Origin of the sequence: Salipaludibacillus sp. CF4.18, assembly GCF_051262595.1 — a bacterium.
Classification (GTDB): domain Bacteria; phylum Bacillota; class Bacilli; order Bacillales; family Salisediminibacteriaceae; genus Salipaludibacillus; species Salipaludibacillus neizhouensis.
The window spans coordinates 174,489-189,215 of record NZ_JBIMEV010000001.1 but is presented as its reverse complement, the minus strand read 5'-3'; the positions used below and the strand labels follow the sequence as shown (position 1 = coordinate 189,215).

The window sequence follows — 14,727 nt, the reverse complement described above, 5'->3', positions numbered from 1 at the left end:
AAAAGAGGAAATTCAACACTTTTATTTTGTTCGTCTTAATAAACTCTTTTACGCATTACGTGGAACTTAAACTTGTCTGCTCTAAAATAGTTAATGGAATACAATACCGGTTTATCCAACTCATTAAAGTGCATTTGCTTTAGCACTAATAATGCTGTTTCCGGCTCACATTGCAAAATCTCAGAAATTCGTTCGTGATAACCAATCGGTTCAATTTGTGTCATAGCATAGGTAATTGTTGTACCTGACTTTTCCAATTGATCAAAAATTGATTGTTGTTGGTGGGAAACATAATCAGGTAAATGTTGTTTAGGAATCTTATCTAAACAATAAACAACCGGTTCTTCATCAGCTGTCCTAACTCGATCGATAACGATCATATCTGTCAATTCTTCATCATTAAACCTTCGTATATCATCTTCCGTTGCACTCTCAATCGTAGAAGAGATATAATTAGTGCCAGGTACTTTATTCCCGCGTTTAATCATGTCTGTCACACTAAATAATTCTTCAATGCCAGAAGAAAAAAGGGGCTTCGTATTAATAAATGTCCCAACTCCATGTCTCCGAATAATCACACTCTCATCTTCAAGCATGCGTAACGCTTCTCTAAGTGTTGCTCGACTAATTCCAAGTTGTTTAGATAACTGAAATTCAGAAGGTAATCGTTCTCCAGTTTCATAAATTCCATTTTCAATGTCTTCTTTGATTTTATCTATTACTTGTAAGTATAATGGCCGTTGATCAGATTTAATCATCTAAACCCCCCTTTTCTGAAACAAAATAGTCATTTTTTCTATAATTTAATGTAACATGAAATATGATTTTGGACTATCATTATTTAATCGTTTTCAGTGTTTTTTGACATCAGACGCCATTCGTGTCATTTTGAGAGATTGGATCCTCTGAGATCTTTGCTACAAGAACTTCGCGAGGTTTACTTCCCTCATAAGGTCCCACAATACCTCTAACTTCCATTTCATCGATCAGTCTCGCAGCACGAGCATAACCAACTCTAAAACGGCGCTGTAACATCGAAACGGAAGCAGTTTGCATTTCCGTAATTAATTTAACTGCATCGTTATACAGCTCGTCTTGTACTTCCTCCCTTACTGGATCGGAGTCCCCTTCTTTTGGCATCATTTCTTCCGCATATTGTGCCTTTTGCTGCTCAATACAGTGCATCACTATTCTTTCAACTTCATCATCGGATAAAAAAGCTCCTTGAATTCTAGTCGCTTTAGAAGCTCCAACAGGTAAAAATAACATATCTCCTTTACCAAGGAGTTTTTCAGCACCATTTCCATCTAAGATAGTTCTAGAATCTGTAGAACTCGACACACCGAAGGCGATTCTTGATGGTATATTTGCTTTAATCACTCCGGTAATAACGTCAACAGAAGGTCTTTGTGTTGCAATGATTAAATGAATCCCTGCTGCTCGGGCCATTTGTGCTAAACGCGTTATCGCATCCTCCACGTCGGAAGAAGCAACCATCATTAAATCAGCTAACTCATCCACAATGACAACGATAAAAGGAAGTGGTGAATGGGCTTCCGCCTGATCCCGTTTTTTGTTTTCTCTTTTTAAATATGTGTTGTAGCCTTCTATATTCCGGGTTCCAGAGGCTGCAAAGAGTTCATACCTGCGTTCCATTTCATTCACTACTTTTTTAAGAGCCTGCGCTGCTTTCTTTGGTTCTGTAACAACCGGAGATAACAAATGCGGAATACCATTATACACATTTAATTCAACCATTTTAGGATCAATCATCATTAACTTCACTTCATGAGGTTTACTTCGCATCAAAATACTAATGATTATTCCATTAATACATACACTCTTTCCACTTCCTGTTGCACCTGCGACAAGAAGGTGAGGCATTTTATTGAGTTCTGCAATAACTGCTTCTCCTGAAATATCTCGCCCCAACGCGATTGCTAACTTATTCTCTTTTTCTTTCATTTGAGAAGAATCAAGCACTTCTCTCAGCGTAACCAGTGACACTTCCTGGTTAGGTACTTCAATCCCTATTGCAGACTTACCCGGAATTGGAGCTTCCATCCGAATATCCCTCGCAGCTAGAGCTAACGCTAAATCATCTGTTAAGTTAACAATCTTGCTAACTTTCACTCCGGTACTAGGATATACTTCATATTTTGTAACAGATGGTCCCAAATGAACCTTTGTAACTTTTGCATCGACTCCAAAGCTCTCTAATGTGCGTTCTAATTTTCTCGCGTTTTTTGATAGCATGGCATGTTCTTTTGACTGGCTTGCTTTGGCAGGATTCGATAACAAATCAAGATGTGGAAGTTTATAATCTTCGTTTTCAGATTCTGCAATGACCAAAGACTTTATTACTTTACCGTCTTCTGCTACCTTTGTTTGAACTGGTGCTCCTACAGAAGTATGTGTGGCAGTAGCAGTAGCTGCAGTTACTTTTTCGTTCTCTACTTCAACAGGATCCTCATGTGATACTGGTGGCGTTTCATTATTTCCGTAAGCTTTTTTAGAGAAATCATAAATGATCGGCTCCTCTTCAAATTCATCGTCAGATTCCTCTTCTTGAATTTTCTCAGCTTTTACAGAAGGGGAGGAAGCTTTCTTTTCGCCCCTTTTTTGTTTTACATTCCCCCAGAAAGTAGAAACAGAATCTCTAAGTCTATTTTTCATGTGAATAAAAAAGGCTGAAGGAACTCCTCCACTTTTTTTCAAGATATCAACAAATGATTTACCAGTTATTAAAACTAACGAAGTAATAATAAGTCCTATTGCAAAGAAAATTGTCCCTCCCGAGGAGAAGAGCACATGGCTAACCGAATATACGATTGCACCAATCATTCCTCCACCTAAATTCTCGGTAATCGCTGCCCCCTGTAACTGCTGCCAATATAAATCCCAAGTGTTTCTAATGACAGAGAAATCATTAAATTCTACCCGATCGGACAGGTCTTGAAAGAGTTGTACATGGCTCAATAACATGATAGAAATAATCAATAAATAAAGGCCAATAAATTTTCGGGTCCATATAACAGGCAGTTTTTGCTTTAACATAAGATAAATGGAAAAAAGGAAAAGACTTATCGCTAATAAAATATGCCAGCTTCCAAGAAAAAATCGAAATAATTGCACTAGTCCTTCTCCAATAACTCCTAATTGTGCGAAAGTAACAAGAGAAATGATAAAAAGAAAAAGCCCTGAAAGTTCATACGTCAATTGCGATTTCCATTTCTGTGTTTTTTTTGTGCGTTTTTTTGCCATCAGATCACCTCAAAAATTCTTCAATATGTATTTCTTTATGTATGAACGGAAGAAGCAGCCGAATGATCGGCTGCTGCCACCTTATTCACGAACGCTTGTTTCGTTCATTATAGCATAATTATATTATTTATAACTTAATGTTTTAAGAAAAACGGATAGCCGTCTTTTATTAAATACAGCGTCAGCTTCCACCGCCCCGAGTAGCACCTACGAACTGCGTGTAGGTGCTACTCGAAAGGTAGGGTGGGTTTTTCCCTTGATACGTGCGGTGTGAAGGTAGCTGTCAACTTAAAAATCCTTATCTCTCTCAGAAAAACCGAATTCCTCTAGAGTTGAATCATTTGTCCAGGGGCATATTTGGATTCTAAAAACATATTTGGATCCGTTGCTAATAAACGAACGATACGACATGACTTTAAATCTTTCTCTCTTTCGACCACAAGCTGCCCTCCAGGAATCGAAACAAGCTCTTGGGCTCCGTACTCAGACTCGTCAACGGGAAACATGAGGTGAGGATTTTCGTAAGTATATAAGATCATTGTACAACATCCCCTTGCATTTGCTGCTTCTGTTCATCAATTAGCTCTTGCAGTTTTTTTATCGCTTGACCTAATCCACCTACTTCGTTTATTAAACCAGCTTTAACAGCATCCGTCCCTATCACATTTGTCCCTATATCACGAGTGAGATTTCCTTTTGAAAGCATTAATTCTTTAAAATCCTCTTCTGATACGGAGGAATGCTGCGTAACAAAATTAATGACACGATCCTGCATTTTATCCATGTACTCAAAACTTTGCGGCACACCAATGATAAGACCTGTTAGCCTTATTGGGTGAATGGTCATCGTTGCGGATTCAGCGATAAAAGAATGAGTGCCAGCTACGGCGATTGGTACACCAATAGAGTGACCTCCCCCTAAAACTAATGTCACTGTTGGCTTGGTCATCGAAGCAACCATTTCTGCCAAAGCTAAACCCGCTTCAACATCCCCTCCGACGGTATTTAGGATTAATAGTAACCCTTCAATTTTGGAATTCTGTTCTGCAGCTACCAATTGAGGAATAACATGTTCGTATTTCGTCGTTTTATTTTGCGGCGGTAACTGCATATGACCTTCAATTTGGCCAATGATTGTTAGAACGTGTATATTGCTTTCTTCCATTGCAGGAACATTCGTTGACCCTAATTGTTGAATTTTATCGAGTATTCCGCCTTTATTCTTATTATCCTGATCTTGATTGGGTTCTGGTTGATTTTGATTGCTCTGTGTCATGAAAAACCCTCCTTCTAATCATTAGTATGGAGGGTGGGAAAACTTTTCATGCAAAAATAAAAGAGTTACTTATTCATGCGAACATGATAAGTAGCTCTTTCGTCAGTGTTTAAGCTTCCATTATTATTGGCATGATCATTGGACGACGCTTTGTTTTTTCATATAAAAATCTGCTTAGTTGATCTCTGACTTGCCCTTTCATCTGAGACCACTCCGTTTGATTTTGTTCCATCGACTGAGCTAATGCCTTCACTACCAACTTTTCAGCTTGCTTAATTAACTCTTCAGATTCCCTTACATAGACGAAACCTCGTGAAATAACATCAGGACCTGATAGTATTTCGGTATGCTTCTTATTTAACGTAATGACAACAACAAGTATTCCGTCTTTGGATAGAAGTCGGCGATCTCTTAAAACAATATTACCAACATCACCTACACCAAGTCCATCTATTAGTACATGACCTGCAGGAATCTTAGACGTTCGCTGGCCTTTTCGTTTATTAAATTCTACCGTTTCGCCTTTATCCAGTAAAAAGATATTACTGTCTTCGAGACCCACCGAACGAGCTAATTTCCGGTGCGCATGCTGCATTTTAAATTCACCATGTACTGGGATAAAGTACTGCGGTTTTATAAGATTCAATAGTAGCTTTAGTTCTTCCTGACTTGCGTGACCGGATACATGAACTTTTTTAGAACTACCATACACCACTTCTGCACCTGTTCTAGAAAGAAGATCTACAACTTCAGAGACCGTTTTTTCGTTCCCCGGTCTTGGCATAGCAGATATAATTATTCGATCTGTTTTCTCGATTCTTACGAGTGGGTGAGTACCTTTAGCAATTTTTGAAAGAGGACTTAGTGCTTCCCCTTGGCTGCCTGTTGTTATGACAACCAACTTTTCTCTATCGTGCTTCTTCATTTCATCAACAGTAAGAATGGTATTATTTTCATCCACTAAATACCCTAATTTCCGGCAAATGTTCGTCACCCGTTCAAGTTCTTTTCCTAAAAAGACAACTTTCCTTTCCACTTTTTCAGCAGCATATAAAACTTGTTGAATGCGGTGAATATGAGTAGCAAAAGTCGCCACAATAATACAACCTTCCGCTTCATGGAAAGCATCTTTCAATCCTTCTGCAACAATGGAATCTGATGGTGTATTTCCAGGAATTTCGGCGTTTTTACTGTCTGAGAGCAGACAAAGAACACCCTTCTCACCAATTTCAGTTAGCTTACTAATTTCAGTAGGCTTACCATCAACTGGATTTTGGTCAAATTTAAAGTCTCCTGTATACACGATAGGTCCCTGCGATGTGTGTACGATAATGCCCAGTGAGTCAGGGATACTGTGGTTTGTCCTAAAAAAGCTTACAGGTGTTTTACCGACTTTAGTTTTTGAATTCGCATGAATTTCAATGAATTTAGGTTTATTTTTTAACTTAACTTCGTTACACGCCTCTTGGACTAGTGCTAGGGTAAGCTTTGATCCATAAACCGGTACATTTAGTTCTCGCAGTACATATGGAATCGCTCCGATATGATCCTCATGGCCATGACTCAAAATGATACCTTTAATTCGTTCTTTGTTTTCGGTCAAATATGATATGTCAGGAATAACAATATCTACTCCAAGCATGTCATCTTCGGGATGCATACATCCTGAGTCTAATATTATTATTTCCTCATCTAATTCAACGACATACATATTTTTCCCGACTTCCCCTAAGCCGCCTAAGGAAAATATTTGTATTTTATCTGTTTGCTGGTTTGACAATTGTAAATCCTCCTATTTTTTTTATAATCACTCTCATCCGAACCACCCACTTTCATCAGTATAACGTATTATCGTTTTGACCGACAACTATTGTTTATTTCTAATTAAAAATATAGGAGTCAAAATTATAAAAGACCGTGTATCTTATTTAGGAATATTTCCTAAAATAGATTCACGGTCTTAAAATAGTTTTTGGAATTAGATAGTGTCTAAAATTTGAGAAACTAGTTTTCTCTCTTCGGTTGTTAACGGAACAAGTGGAAGTCTAACGCCACCAACATCCATCCCTTTAAGCTGTAAAGCTGTTTTCACTGGGGAAGGGTTTGGAGCAATAAACATGTCTCTCATCACCGGTAACAATCTCTGATGAATAGTACTGGCTGTTTTAACATCTCCACTTCGGAATGCTTTAACCATCTCTTGCATTTCTTTCCCGATCACATGACTGGAAACAGACACAACACCGTCAGCTCCAACTGCTAACGCAGGAAGAGTTAAACTATCATCCCCGGAATATACTTGGAATTCTTCGGGTGTATTCGAAATTATCGTAGTCATTTGATCTAAGTTACCGCTCGCTTCCTTGATAGAAGTAATGTTTGGAATTTTAGAAAGTGCAACAACTGTTTCAGGCAACATGTTAACAACAGACCGGCCAGGAACATTATATAGCATTACAGGCAAAGATGTTTTCTCGGAAATAGTTTTAAAGTGTTCATACAAACCTCTTTGGGAAGGTTTATTATAATAAGGGGTAACAAGCATGATTCCATCTACACCGACCTTCTCGGCTCGAACTGTTAATTCTGCCGTCGCATAGGTGTCATTCATACCGCTCCCTGCAATAACCGGGATTCTCCCTGCTGCAGCCTTTACCGATTGATCATATAACGCAACCTTCTCTTCCATACTAAGCGTAGCAGATTCACCAGTCGTCCCACCGACGACCACACCTTCTGTTCCATTAGCAATCAAATAATCTATTAATTTAGGGAGTTTATCAACATCTATTTTCCCCTTTGAATCAAATGGTGTAACCATCGCTGTTAAGACGCTTCCTAGTGCCATATATCCCACTCCTCGCTTCGACTAACTCTCTAGATAATCGGATTTAACATTTTTTCACTGTAAATTTTAGTTACCAAGTAAAAACACCTGATGAAGCGCATTTACTGCATTAATCATATCTGTTTCTTTTACTAAGACCCAAATCGTTGTATGTGAATCGGCTGATTGTAAGATTTGAATGTGCTCATTTGCTAATGCTTCAACTATTTTAGAGGTAATCCCCGGGACCCCTGTCATTCCAGCCCCAACTGCCGAAACCTTTGCGCAATTTCTAGTGATTTCAGGAAGTAAATCCATCTCTTCTAATACTTGCACTGCAAGGCTGGTGAGATGATCCGGAACTGTGTAGGCCACTCCCAGCGGATGAATACTTATAAAGTCCACGGAAATTTCAGCTTTCGCCATAGCTTTAAACACCTTTGACTGTAGTTCATATTCCTCTTCTTTTGCGGTTAATTTAATCTGAGTAACATTGCTCACTTGTGCAATACCGGTAATTGGTCTTTCATCGATATCTTTGCCCAAAACATTTGAAGTACTGGTTGTGATCAACGTTCCGTAGTCGTCCTCGGAAGTAGACCGGATCCGAATCGGAACTTTGGCCTGCATTGCTACTTCCACTGCACGAGGATGAATAACCTTTGCACCTTGATAAGCCAAGTTGGAAATTTCGTTGTAAGTGACAACACTAATCGTTTTTGCATTTTTGACGATTCTAGGATCTGCTGTCATGACACCTGTTACATCCGTAAAGATATCAACCACTTCAGCTTGAAGAGCTGCTCCTAAAGACGTGGCGGATGTATCGGATCCTCCTCGTCCTAATGTTGCTGTAGTACCCTTAGGAGTCTCCCCTTGAAAACCAGCTACAACAATAACATCATAATCCTCTAATGCTGTTCGCAAACCCTCTACTTTCATCTCAGTGATCTTTGCATTTGTATAATCTTCTGTCGTACGAAAACCAGCCTGAGCACCAGACATTGCAAGTGCTTTGACACCCTTTTGCTGCAATAGCGTGGAAAATACGACAGATGAAATTGTTTCTCCACAAGAAGCAAGCATATCCTGTTCCTTTTTTGAGATCGGAGTAGTGATTCCCCCAACTAGGCCTAATAACGTGTCTGTTGCATAAGGGGCCCCATTTCTACCCATTGCAGAAACAACCACTACCACTTTATACCCTTCTCTTAAAGCCTCTAAAACATGATGACCCGAACGTTCTCGTAATTCCTCAGATTGCAGGGAGGTCCCACCGAATTTTTGTACCACAATTTTCATAGACTTCTTCAGCCGCCTTTACGTTCTGTATTATTTTAATAAACCTAGTTTAATTAAAGAAAAACCAATTTGAACGGAATTAAGTGCAGCACCTTTTAACAGATTATCTGCAACAATCCACAAATGGAAACCTTTTTCTTCATCTAGATCTTGTCTGATTCTTCCAACAAACACATCGTCTTTTCCTTTTGCTGCACTTGCTAATGGATAAACCTGATTACTTGGATCGTCTTGAAGTGTAATACCTGGCGCTTCAGACAGTAATTGCCGAATGCCTGGTACATCAAGTCCGTCTTGCTCTACTTCGATATAAACAGACTCTGAATGTCCAGTCTCAACTGGCAACCGGACACACGTAGCCGCCACTTTCAACGAATTATCATGCATAATTTTCTTTGTTTCGTTCATCATTTTTAGTTCTTCAAAAGTATATCCATTCTCTTGAAACACATCAATTTGCGGTATAGCATTAAATGCAATCTGATAATGGTTTTTATCACCAGATACAGGGAGTACTTGAGGGTTAATTTCTTTTCCTTCAACGATTTGCTGAGATTGCTCATACATTTCATCAATCGCTTTAACCCCTGCTCCTGAGACCGCTTGATATGTAGAAACAATTATTTTCTTTAAACCTTTTGCTTTCTTGATTGGTTCCAACGCTGCCACCATTTGGATCGTTGAACAGTTTGGATTAGCAATGATGCCTGAATGATTTTTTAGATCTTCTTCATTTACTTCTGGTACAACTAATGGAACATCTTCATCCATACGGAATGCACTTGTATTATCTACAACAATTGCCCCACGCTTTACTGCTTCTGGTGCTAATGCTTGAGAGATGGATCCACCTGCACTGAATAGAGCCAGTTGAATGCCTTCGAATGATTCCGCTGTTGCTTCCTGAACCGTTATTTCCTCACCTTTAAACATAATTTTTTTACCTGCTGACCTTTTTGAAGATAAAGGTAAAAGTGATGCAACCGGAAAATTTAATCTGTCTAAAGTATCTATCAGTTGTTCTCCAACTGCTCCCGTCGCACCTACAATCGCTACATGATAACCTTGCTGTGTCATAATAAAATCTCCTTCCAATTCATCCATTACTGTATTTTTTACATTCTTGTTAGAGGATGTTCAAAAAGTTCAACGATCATTTCTTCTGGGTCTTTTTTTAGGTGCAGCACGTCATTACTGTCGATTTTTATCTTTCCTACAGAGCTTGTTCTTTTTATTAATCCCTTTTTGAACTTAACTAATACAATACTACATGATCATCGCCGTTAAGAAAAATCTTAACGACGATCACTTCCTCTACCTCTATTTTATCAAGTGTGTCAAATAATTTCATTATTCTTTATAAGTTTCTATTATAACTGGTTGAAATTGTTCTTTTTTCAAAGCCGATTCTATTGTTTGTGGTAACTTGGTAAAGTCTGCCACAAGAGAATTTGGCTTTTTAAAAGGATGATCTTGACCAAAGGGAACAAAAAATATATTCTTTGTTGACATTAATTTCATCACATTTACCCCGTTCAATCCAAGCGCATCATTTGTAGATATCGCTAGGACAACTGGACCTCCTGTACGAAGTGTCGCCTTTGCCCCCATTAAAACAGGTGTATCAGTTAAGGCATTTGCAAATTTGCTTGTCGAGTTTCCAGTTAACGGAGCAATAACCATACAATCTAAAGGTGTTTTTGGTCCGAACGGTTCAGCTTTTACAATAGAGTCTACAATAGGCTCTTTCGTAATCTGTTTAATTTTTTCTATCCACATTGCGGCCTCACCGAATTTCGAATCCGTATTTTGAATGGTATAAGACAGAAAAGGAGTCACCTTTGCCCCTCTTGCCACAAGAATCTCCATTTGAGGTAAAGCGTCGCCATACGTACAGTGAGATCCCGTCAATCCAAATCCAATGTGTTTTCCTTCTAAAGACACGTTATGTCCTCCCTTCTGTTAATTCAATCCATTGATCTTTTAATAGAACGGATAATAATTGTGCCAATTGAAGACCTGCTGTTTTAGGCGCTACTAATCCAGGGAGACCTGGTGCTAACATAGCTTTAATGGATCTTTTTTTAGCAAATTCAAAATCTGTTCCTCCTGGCTTAGATGCTAAATCTATAATAAAAACGTGGCTTGGCATTTGAGATATAACATGAGATGTGATAATTAGAGATGGAATTGTATTAATTACGACATCTGCATCACAAACGACATTGCTCAGTTCCTCTAACGGCTTCGGATTCACATTCATTTCATAAGCCCTAGCCAGCAATGCCTCTTCTTCAGCAACCACAGTTACATTTGCACCTAACCCATGAAATTTATTGGCAATTGTTTGACCAACTCTTCCAAAACCTACAACTGTTACGTTTGCTTTGTGAATCGTTACATTTGTATGTTGAATAACAAGCATAATCGTACCTTCAGCGGTTGGAATCGAATTGTAAATTGCTAAGTCATCTCTCGTCATTACTTCAATAAGTGCTCTATTTTCTTCAGAAATTAATGACTTCAAAGTTTTGTTCGCAACTCCAGTATAAAACCTCGTGTTGGAAGAGGTTTTTTTCACCCAATCTCTCTCCAGTACTAAAGGATTACCAGAAAATATTGATTCAACTTCATTATTAGTACTCATACCACTAACTGGAAGGATTACTGCATCCAAACTTTCTGGATTAGTCGTTCCAAATTCTTTTTTTTCAGCTTCCAGAAAACCATCATCTACATTATTAAATCCGATAAGGTGAAGCGTAGCATCTAGTGCAGATAGTTTTCTAATCACTTCTATTTGACGCAAATCTCCTCCAATAATGGCTATTTCCATTCCACTTAACAAATAATATCTCCCCTCTCGCTATAATAGAAAGGGAATGGAGAACCTTGCGATGTTCTCACCACATTCTATGTAGTGCTATCTATTTTGTGAGTAAAAACAAAAGCATAAATGCCTTGTTTTACACTGATTATGTAACCTAAATACTTTCATCATTTCTAAATGAATTAGTGATATTACCTAGGCATTAGCCCTTTCTTTCATGTTTAAATGAACCTCTTGTAACGAGAATAAAAAAATTCTTAAGAAAGTCCCGAAAAAGCGAGGGCATTACAAAAAGTCGATTTTTACTTTTTCAGTATCCTTTGATGCAATAAGAGAAGCTTCCGCAGATTTTAAAAGCAATAAGACCGTCTTTCTGCAAGCGCTCGGAAAGCAGAAATCTGTAGCATCTTTTAGTACTTTCTAGTTCTATTTGAAATAACAGATTTAGGCCAAAAACACAAAATCTCCCCATTTTAAAGAGACTGCAGAAAAATAAAAATTCTGCAGTCTCTTTAAAGTTCGTTATTTTACGGCGTCACCTCAATGATAATCATATCGGTTCCAATTTTCCTTATCTGTTTCCAATAAACCGTTACTTCTTTCTCTCGCTTTCCAAGTCCAAACCATTTCAAAGTAGGAATAACAAAAGCTTGTATTTGTCCACTTTTTTCATCAATTTGCAAATCCGTTTGACCCAAAACTCCCAGACGCTCTCCTTTATGATAATCAATGATTTCTTTTTGACTAATTTCACTCAAACGCATAAAACCCTCCCCCTTCTTTATATTATTATATGAAGAGGGGGAGGGTAACTATGATTATCATTTTAGGATATTTAATTAACAGACAGGGTTGCAGGCATTTTCCCCTCAGGACTTATCAAAGTAGAAGAAAAATCTTTAGAAAAAATATCTTCACATGTTTCTTGAATGTCTTTCATCTGCACATTGTCAACAGACCTAGCGACTTCATCAAGCGTACGATGTTGTTTTAAAAGCAACTCGTTTTTCCCATTGCGACTCATTCGACTGCTAGTGCTTTCAAGACCTAACATCAGACCGCCCTTTAATTGTTCTTTTCCATTTCTAAGTTCTTTTTCTGTTAAGCCATGTTGACGCATTTCATCGATCGTATTTATTATCACATCATAGACATTATCAAGTTGCGCCTGTGCAGAGCCACTGTAAATTGTCAGCATCCCTGAATCATTGTAGGACGAGTGATAAGAAAATACAGAATAAGCTAAGCCTCTATTTTCACGAATTTCTTGGAATAGTCTGCTACTCATACTTCCACCGAGTGTATTATTCATTAAGATTAACGAATAAATTCGAGGATCATTAATTCGATAGCCATCAAAACCTAAACAAAGATGGGCTTGTTCTGTATCTTTTTTACGCACGATATTATCTGGAATAAATATCGGCTTTTCCAGTGTATCATTGGCAGGCTTCCGTTTTAAGGATGCAAAAAGTTCCTGGACATATTCCACGTAAGATTCATCCACGTTGCCACAGATAGAGATAACGACATTATCAGCGTGATAATATTTGTTCATGAAGTTAAGCAGGTCTTCTTGAGTAAAAGATTCCAATGTTGTTTCGGTACCTAAGATTGGATAAGCTAATGGATGTTCGCCATAACTAGCCTTACTTAGCAAGTCGTGAACAAGATCATCTGGAGTATCTTCGTACATTTTAATTTCCTCTAATACAACACCTTTTTCTTTATTCAATTCTTTGGTTTCAAACTGGGAGTTAAAGTACATATCTGCTAACACATCTGCAGCATATTTCGCATGGGTATCAAGTACTTTCGCATAATAACAAGTATATTCCTTGGATGTCAGTGCATTCACATGACCGCCAATCGAATCAAAGGCCTCTGCTAATTCTTGAGCAGTTCTTGTTTTTGTCCCTTTAAAAAACATATGCTCAATAAAATGAGATAATCCATTTTCTTGCTTGTTTTCATTTCTTGATCCTGTACCAATCCACACTCCGATCGATACGGAACGAACCGTATGATTAGGTTCAAATACAACTCTTAAACCATTCTCGCTGACATAACGTTTTATCACTGTATATCCTCCTAAAATTAATAATCATCAAGGTGCTCTTTTTTCGCCTAAAACTTCAGATAATTTCCCTAAAGCTAATCCTTTTTCTTTTACTCCTTGTAGAATCAGTTCCAGACCTTTCTCTGCTGATTCGGTTGGGTGCATTAAAATAAGTAATCCTGCTTCTGTTTCATTCACGACGCGATCAGCCATCGCTTTTGGGTCCGGATTTTTCCAATCAATCGTATCTACTGTCCATAATACGGTATATAAATCATAATCTCTAGCAATTTCTACAACTTCCTGACGATAACTACCACTCGGTGGAGCAAACCATGTGGGAGTTACATTGAGTGTTGCCTCAATCACTTCATTCGTGCGAGAGATCTCATCATTTATTCTTCCAGAAGACAATTGTTTCATGTTTGGATGAGAATAGGCGTGATTACCTATCTCGTGACCTTCCTCTTTAATCATCATAGCAAGATGAGAGTTATTTTTCACCCATGAGCCATCTAAAAAGAACGTAGCTTGAACATTATTCTCACTTAATATTTTTAATAGCTTTGGCAAATATTCGTTTCCCCATGCAACGTTCACCATAACGCCAGCCATTTGTTTCTCTGGATTACCTCGGTAGATCGGTTGAGCTGGCAAATCAGCCAAAGAAACACTTGGAGTTGTTTCATGAAAAATCAGTTCTGATTCATCAAAGGTATCATATTTTTTGAGTTTCTCATAAGACGCTTGCACATCTATGGTTTGACCGTTTAATCCTGGAATAGCCTTCCAAACAGAATCAACTTTTGCATCCATTGGTGCGATATCCAATTCTTTTTTATGACTTAATATTTCCATATATAAAGGGTCTTCTTCTTTCACAACTTCTTCCGCTTGTCCCCATTTTTCTTCCACGTATCCTTTTGAAATAGGGCTATGTGCAGTAGATAGCGTTAAACTTAATATAAAACAGAAGGTGCCTATTTGGATCACTATTTTCTTAAGCATTCTGCATTCCTCCTTCTTTAACAATTATGTTAAAAAAGGACAAGATAGAACCTCATAATTTCAACCAGCCATCGTTTTATAAATCTTTATCCCAAACTTTCACAATGTGCTTAACGCTTGAATAAGAACGCATAAAAAAACGTTTGAGGAAGTATTATCCA

The 14,727-nt window shown here is 38.1% G+C and carries 13 protein-coding genes; all 13 read right to left on the bottom strand.

Annotated elements, in window-relative coordinates; all coding sequences use genetic code 11:
• Positions 1–35: 35 nt before the first annotated feature.
• On the bottom strand, positions 36–758 hold the full coding sequence (locus tag ACHABW_RS00925; RefSeq protein WP_110936306.1) for a GntR family transcriptional regulator: 723 nt from the start codon (positions 756–758) through the stop codon (positions 36–38).
• A 109-nt stretch (positions 759–867) separates the two neighbouring features.
• Positions 868–3,264, bottom strand: a complete 2,397-nt coding sequence (locus tag ACHABW_RS00920) for a DNA translocase FtsK (RefSeq protein WP_435753647.1) — start codon at positions 3,262–3,264, stop codon at positions 868–870.
• A gap of 326 nt (positions 3,265–3,590) precedes the next feature.
• Entirely contained in the window at positions 3,591–3,803 is a 213-nt protein-coding gene (locus ACHABW_RS00915; RefSeq protein ID WP_110936308.1) for a YlzJ-like family protein, read from the bottom strand.
• The gene (locus tag ACHABW_RS00910; RefSeq protein ID WP_110936309.1) at positions 3,800–4,540 is read right to left on the bottom strand and encodes a ClpP family protease; all 741 of its coding nucleotides are present in this window, start codon (positions 4,538–4,540) and stop codon (positions 3,800–3,802) included. The genes ACHABW_RS00915 and ACHABW_RS00910 overlap by 4 nt, the downstream gene beginning before the upstream one ends.
• Before the next feature lie 109 nt (positions 4,541–4,649).
• Positions 4,650–6,320 (bottom strand): ribonuclease J, encoded by a 1,671-nt coding sequence (locus ACHABW_RS00905; RefSeq protein WP_435753646.1) that lies wholly within the window; start codon positions 6,318–6,320, stop codon positions 4,650–4,652.
• Between the two features lie 198 nt (positions 6,321–6,518).
• Entirely contained in the window at positions 6,519–7,388 is an 870-nt protein-coding gene (gene dapA / locus ACHABW_RS00900) for a 4-hydroxy-tetrahydrodipicolinate synthase (protein ID WP_435753645.1), read from the bottom strand.
• 66 nt (positions 7,389–7,454) lie between these two features.
• A complete protein-coding gene (gene dapG / locus ACHABW_RS00895; protein WP_110936312.1) occupies positions 7,455–8,669 on the bottom strand; it encodes an aspartate kinase in 1,215 nt (404 codons plus the stop codon).
• 30 nt (positions 8,670–8,699) lie between these two features.
• Entirely contained in the window at positions 8,700–9,746 is a 1,047-nt protein-coding gene (asd, locus tag ACHABW_RS00890; protein WP_435753644.1) for an aspartate-semialdehyde dehydrogenase, read from the bottom strand.
• 273 nt (positions 9,747–10,019) lie between these two features.
• A complete protein-coding gene (locus ACHABW_RS00885; protein WP_435753643.1) occupies positions 10,020–10,613 on the bottom strand; it encodes a dipicolinate synthase subunit B in 594 nt (197 codons plus the stop codon).
• Position 10,614: 1 nt separating this feature from the next.
• Complete coding sequence (dpaA, locus tag ACHABW_RS00880) at positions 10,615–11,517, bottom strand: dipicolinic acid synthetase subunit A (RefSeq protein WP_435753642.1); 903 nt, start codon at positions 11,515–11,517, stop codon at positions 10,615–10,617.
• Between the two features lie 509 nt (positions 11,518–12,026).
• Entirely contained in the window at positions 12,027–12,263 is a 237-nt protein-coding gene (locus tag ACHABW_RS00875; RefSeq protein ID WP_110936316.1) for a YlmC/YmxH family sporulation protein, read from the bottom strand.
• A gap of 71 nt (positions 12,264–12,334) precedes the next feature.
• Positions 12,335–13,579, bottom strand: coding sequence for a M16 family metallopeptidase (locus ACHABW_RS00870; RefSeq protein WP_435753641.1), 1,245 nt, complete (start codon positions 13,577–13,579; stop codon positions 12,335–12,337).
• A gap of 27 nt (positions 13,580–13,606) precedes the next feature.
• Positions 13,607–14,566, bottom strand: a complete 960-nt coding sequence (locus ACHABW_RS00865) for a polysaccharide deacetylase family protein (RefSeq protein WP_435753640.1) — start codon at positions 14,564–14,566, stop codon at positions 13,607–13,609.
• Between the last annotated feature and the right edge of the window lie 161 nt (positions 14,567–14,727).

What these genes read in the sequence shown, in the direction of transcription:
- ACHABW_RS00915 (WP_110936308.1), bottom strand. Translation starts at nt 3,803, where the DNA reads ATGATCTTATATACTTACGAAAATCCTCACCTCATGTTTCCCGTTGAC.
- dapA (WP_435753645.1), bottom strand. Translation starts at nt 7,388, where the DNA reads ATGGCACTAGGAAGCGTCTTAACAGCGATGGTTACACCATTTGATTCA.
- ACHABW_RS00875 (WP_110936316.1), bottom strand. Translation starts at nt 12,263, where the DNA reads ATGCGTTTGAGTGAAATTAGTCAAAAAGAAATCATTGATTATCATAAA.
- ACHABW_RS00925 (WP_110936306.1), bottom strand. Translation starts at nt 758, where the DNA reads ATGATTAAATCTGATCAACGGCCATTATACTTACAAGTAATAGATAAA.
- ACHABW_RS00910 (WP_110936309.1), bottom strand. Translation starts at nt 4,540, where the DNA reads ATGACACAGAGCAATCAAAATCAACCAGAACCCAATCAAGATCAGGAT.
- ACHABW_RS00920 (WP_435753647.1), bottom strand. Translation starts at nt 3,264, where the DNA reads ATGGCAAAAAAACGCACAAAAAAAACACAGAAATGGAAATCGCAATTG.
- ACHABW_RS00865 (WP_435753640.1), bottom strand. Translation starts at nt 14,566, where the DNA reads ATGCTTAAGAAAATAGTGATCCAAATAGGCACCTTCTGTTTTATATTA.
- asd (WP_435753644.1), bottom strand. Translation starts at nt 9,746, where the DNA reads ATGACACAGCAAGGTTATCATGTAGCGATTGTAGGTGCGACGGGAGCA.
- dapG (WP_110936312.1), bottom strand. Translation starts at nt 8,669, where the DNA reads ATGAAAATTGTGGTACAAAAATTCGGTGGGACCTCCCTGCAATCTGAG.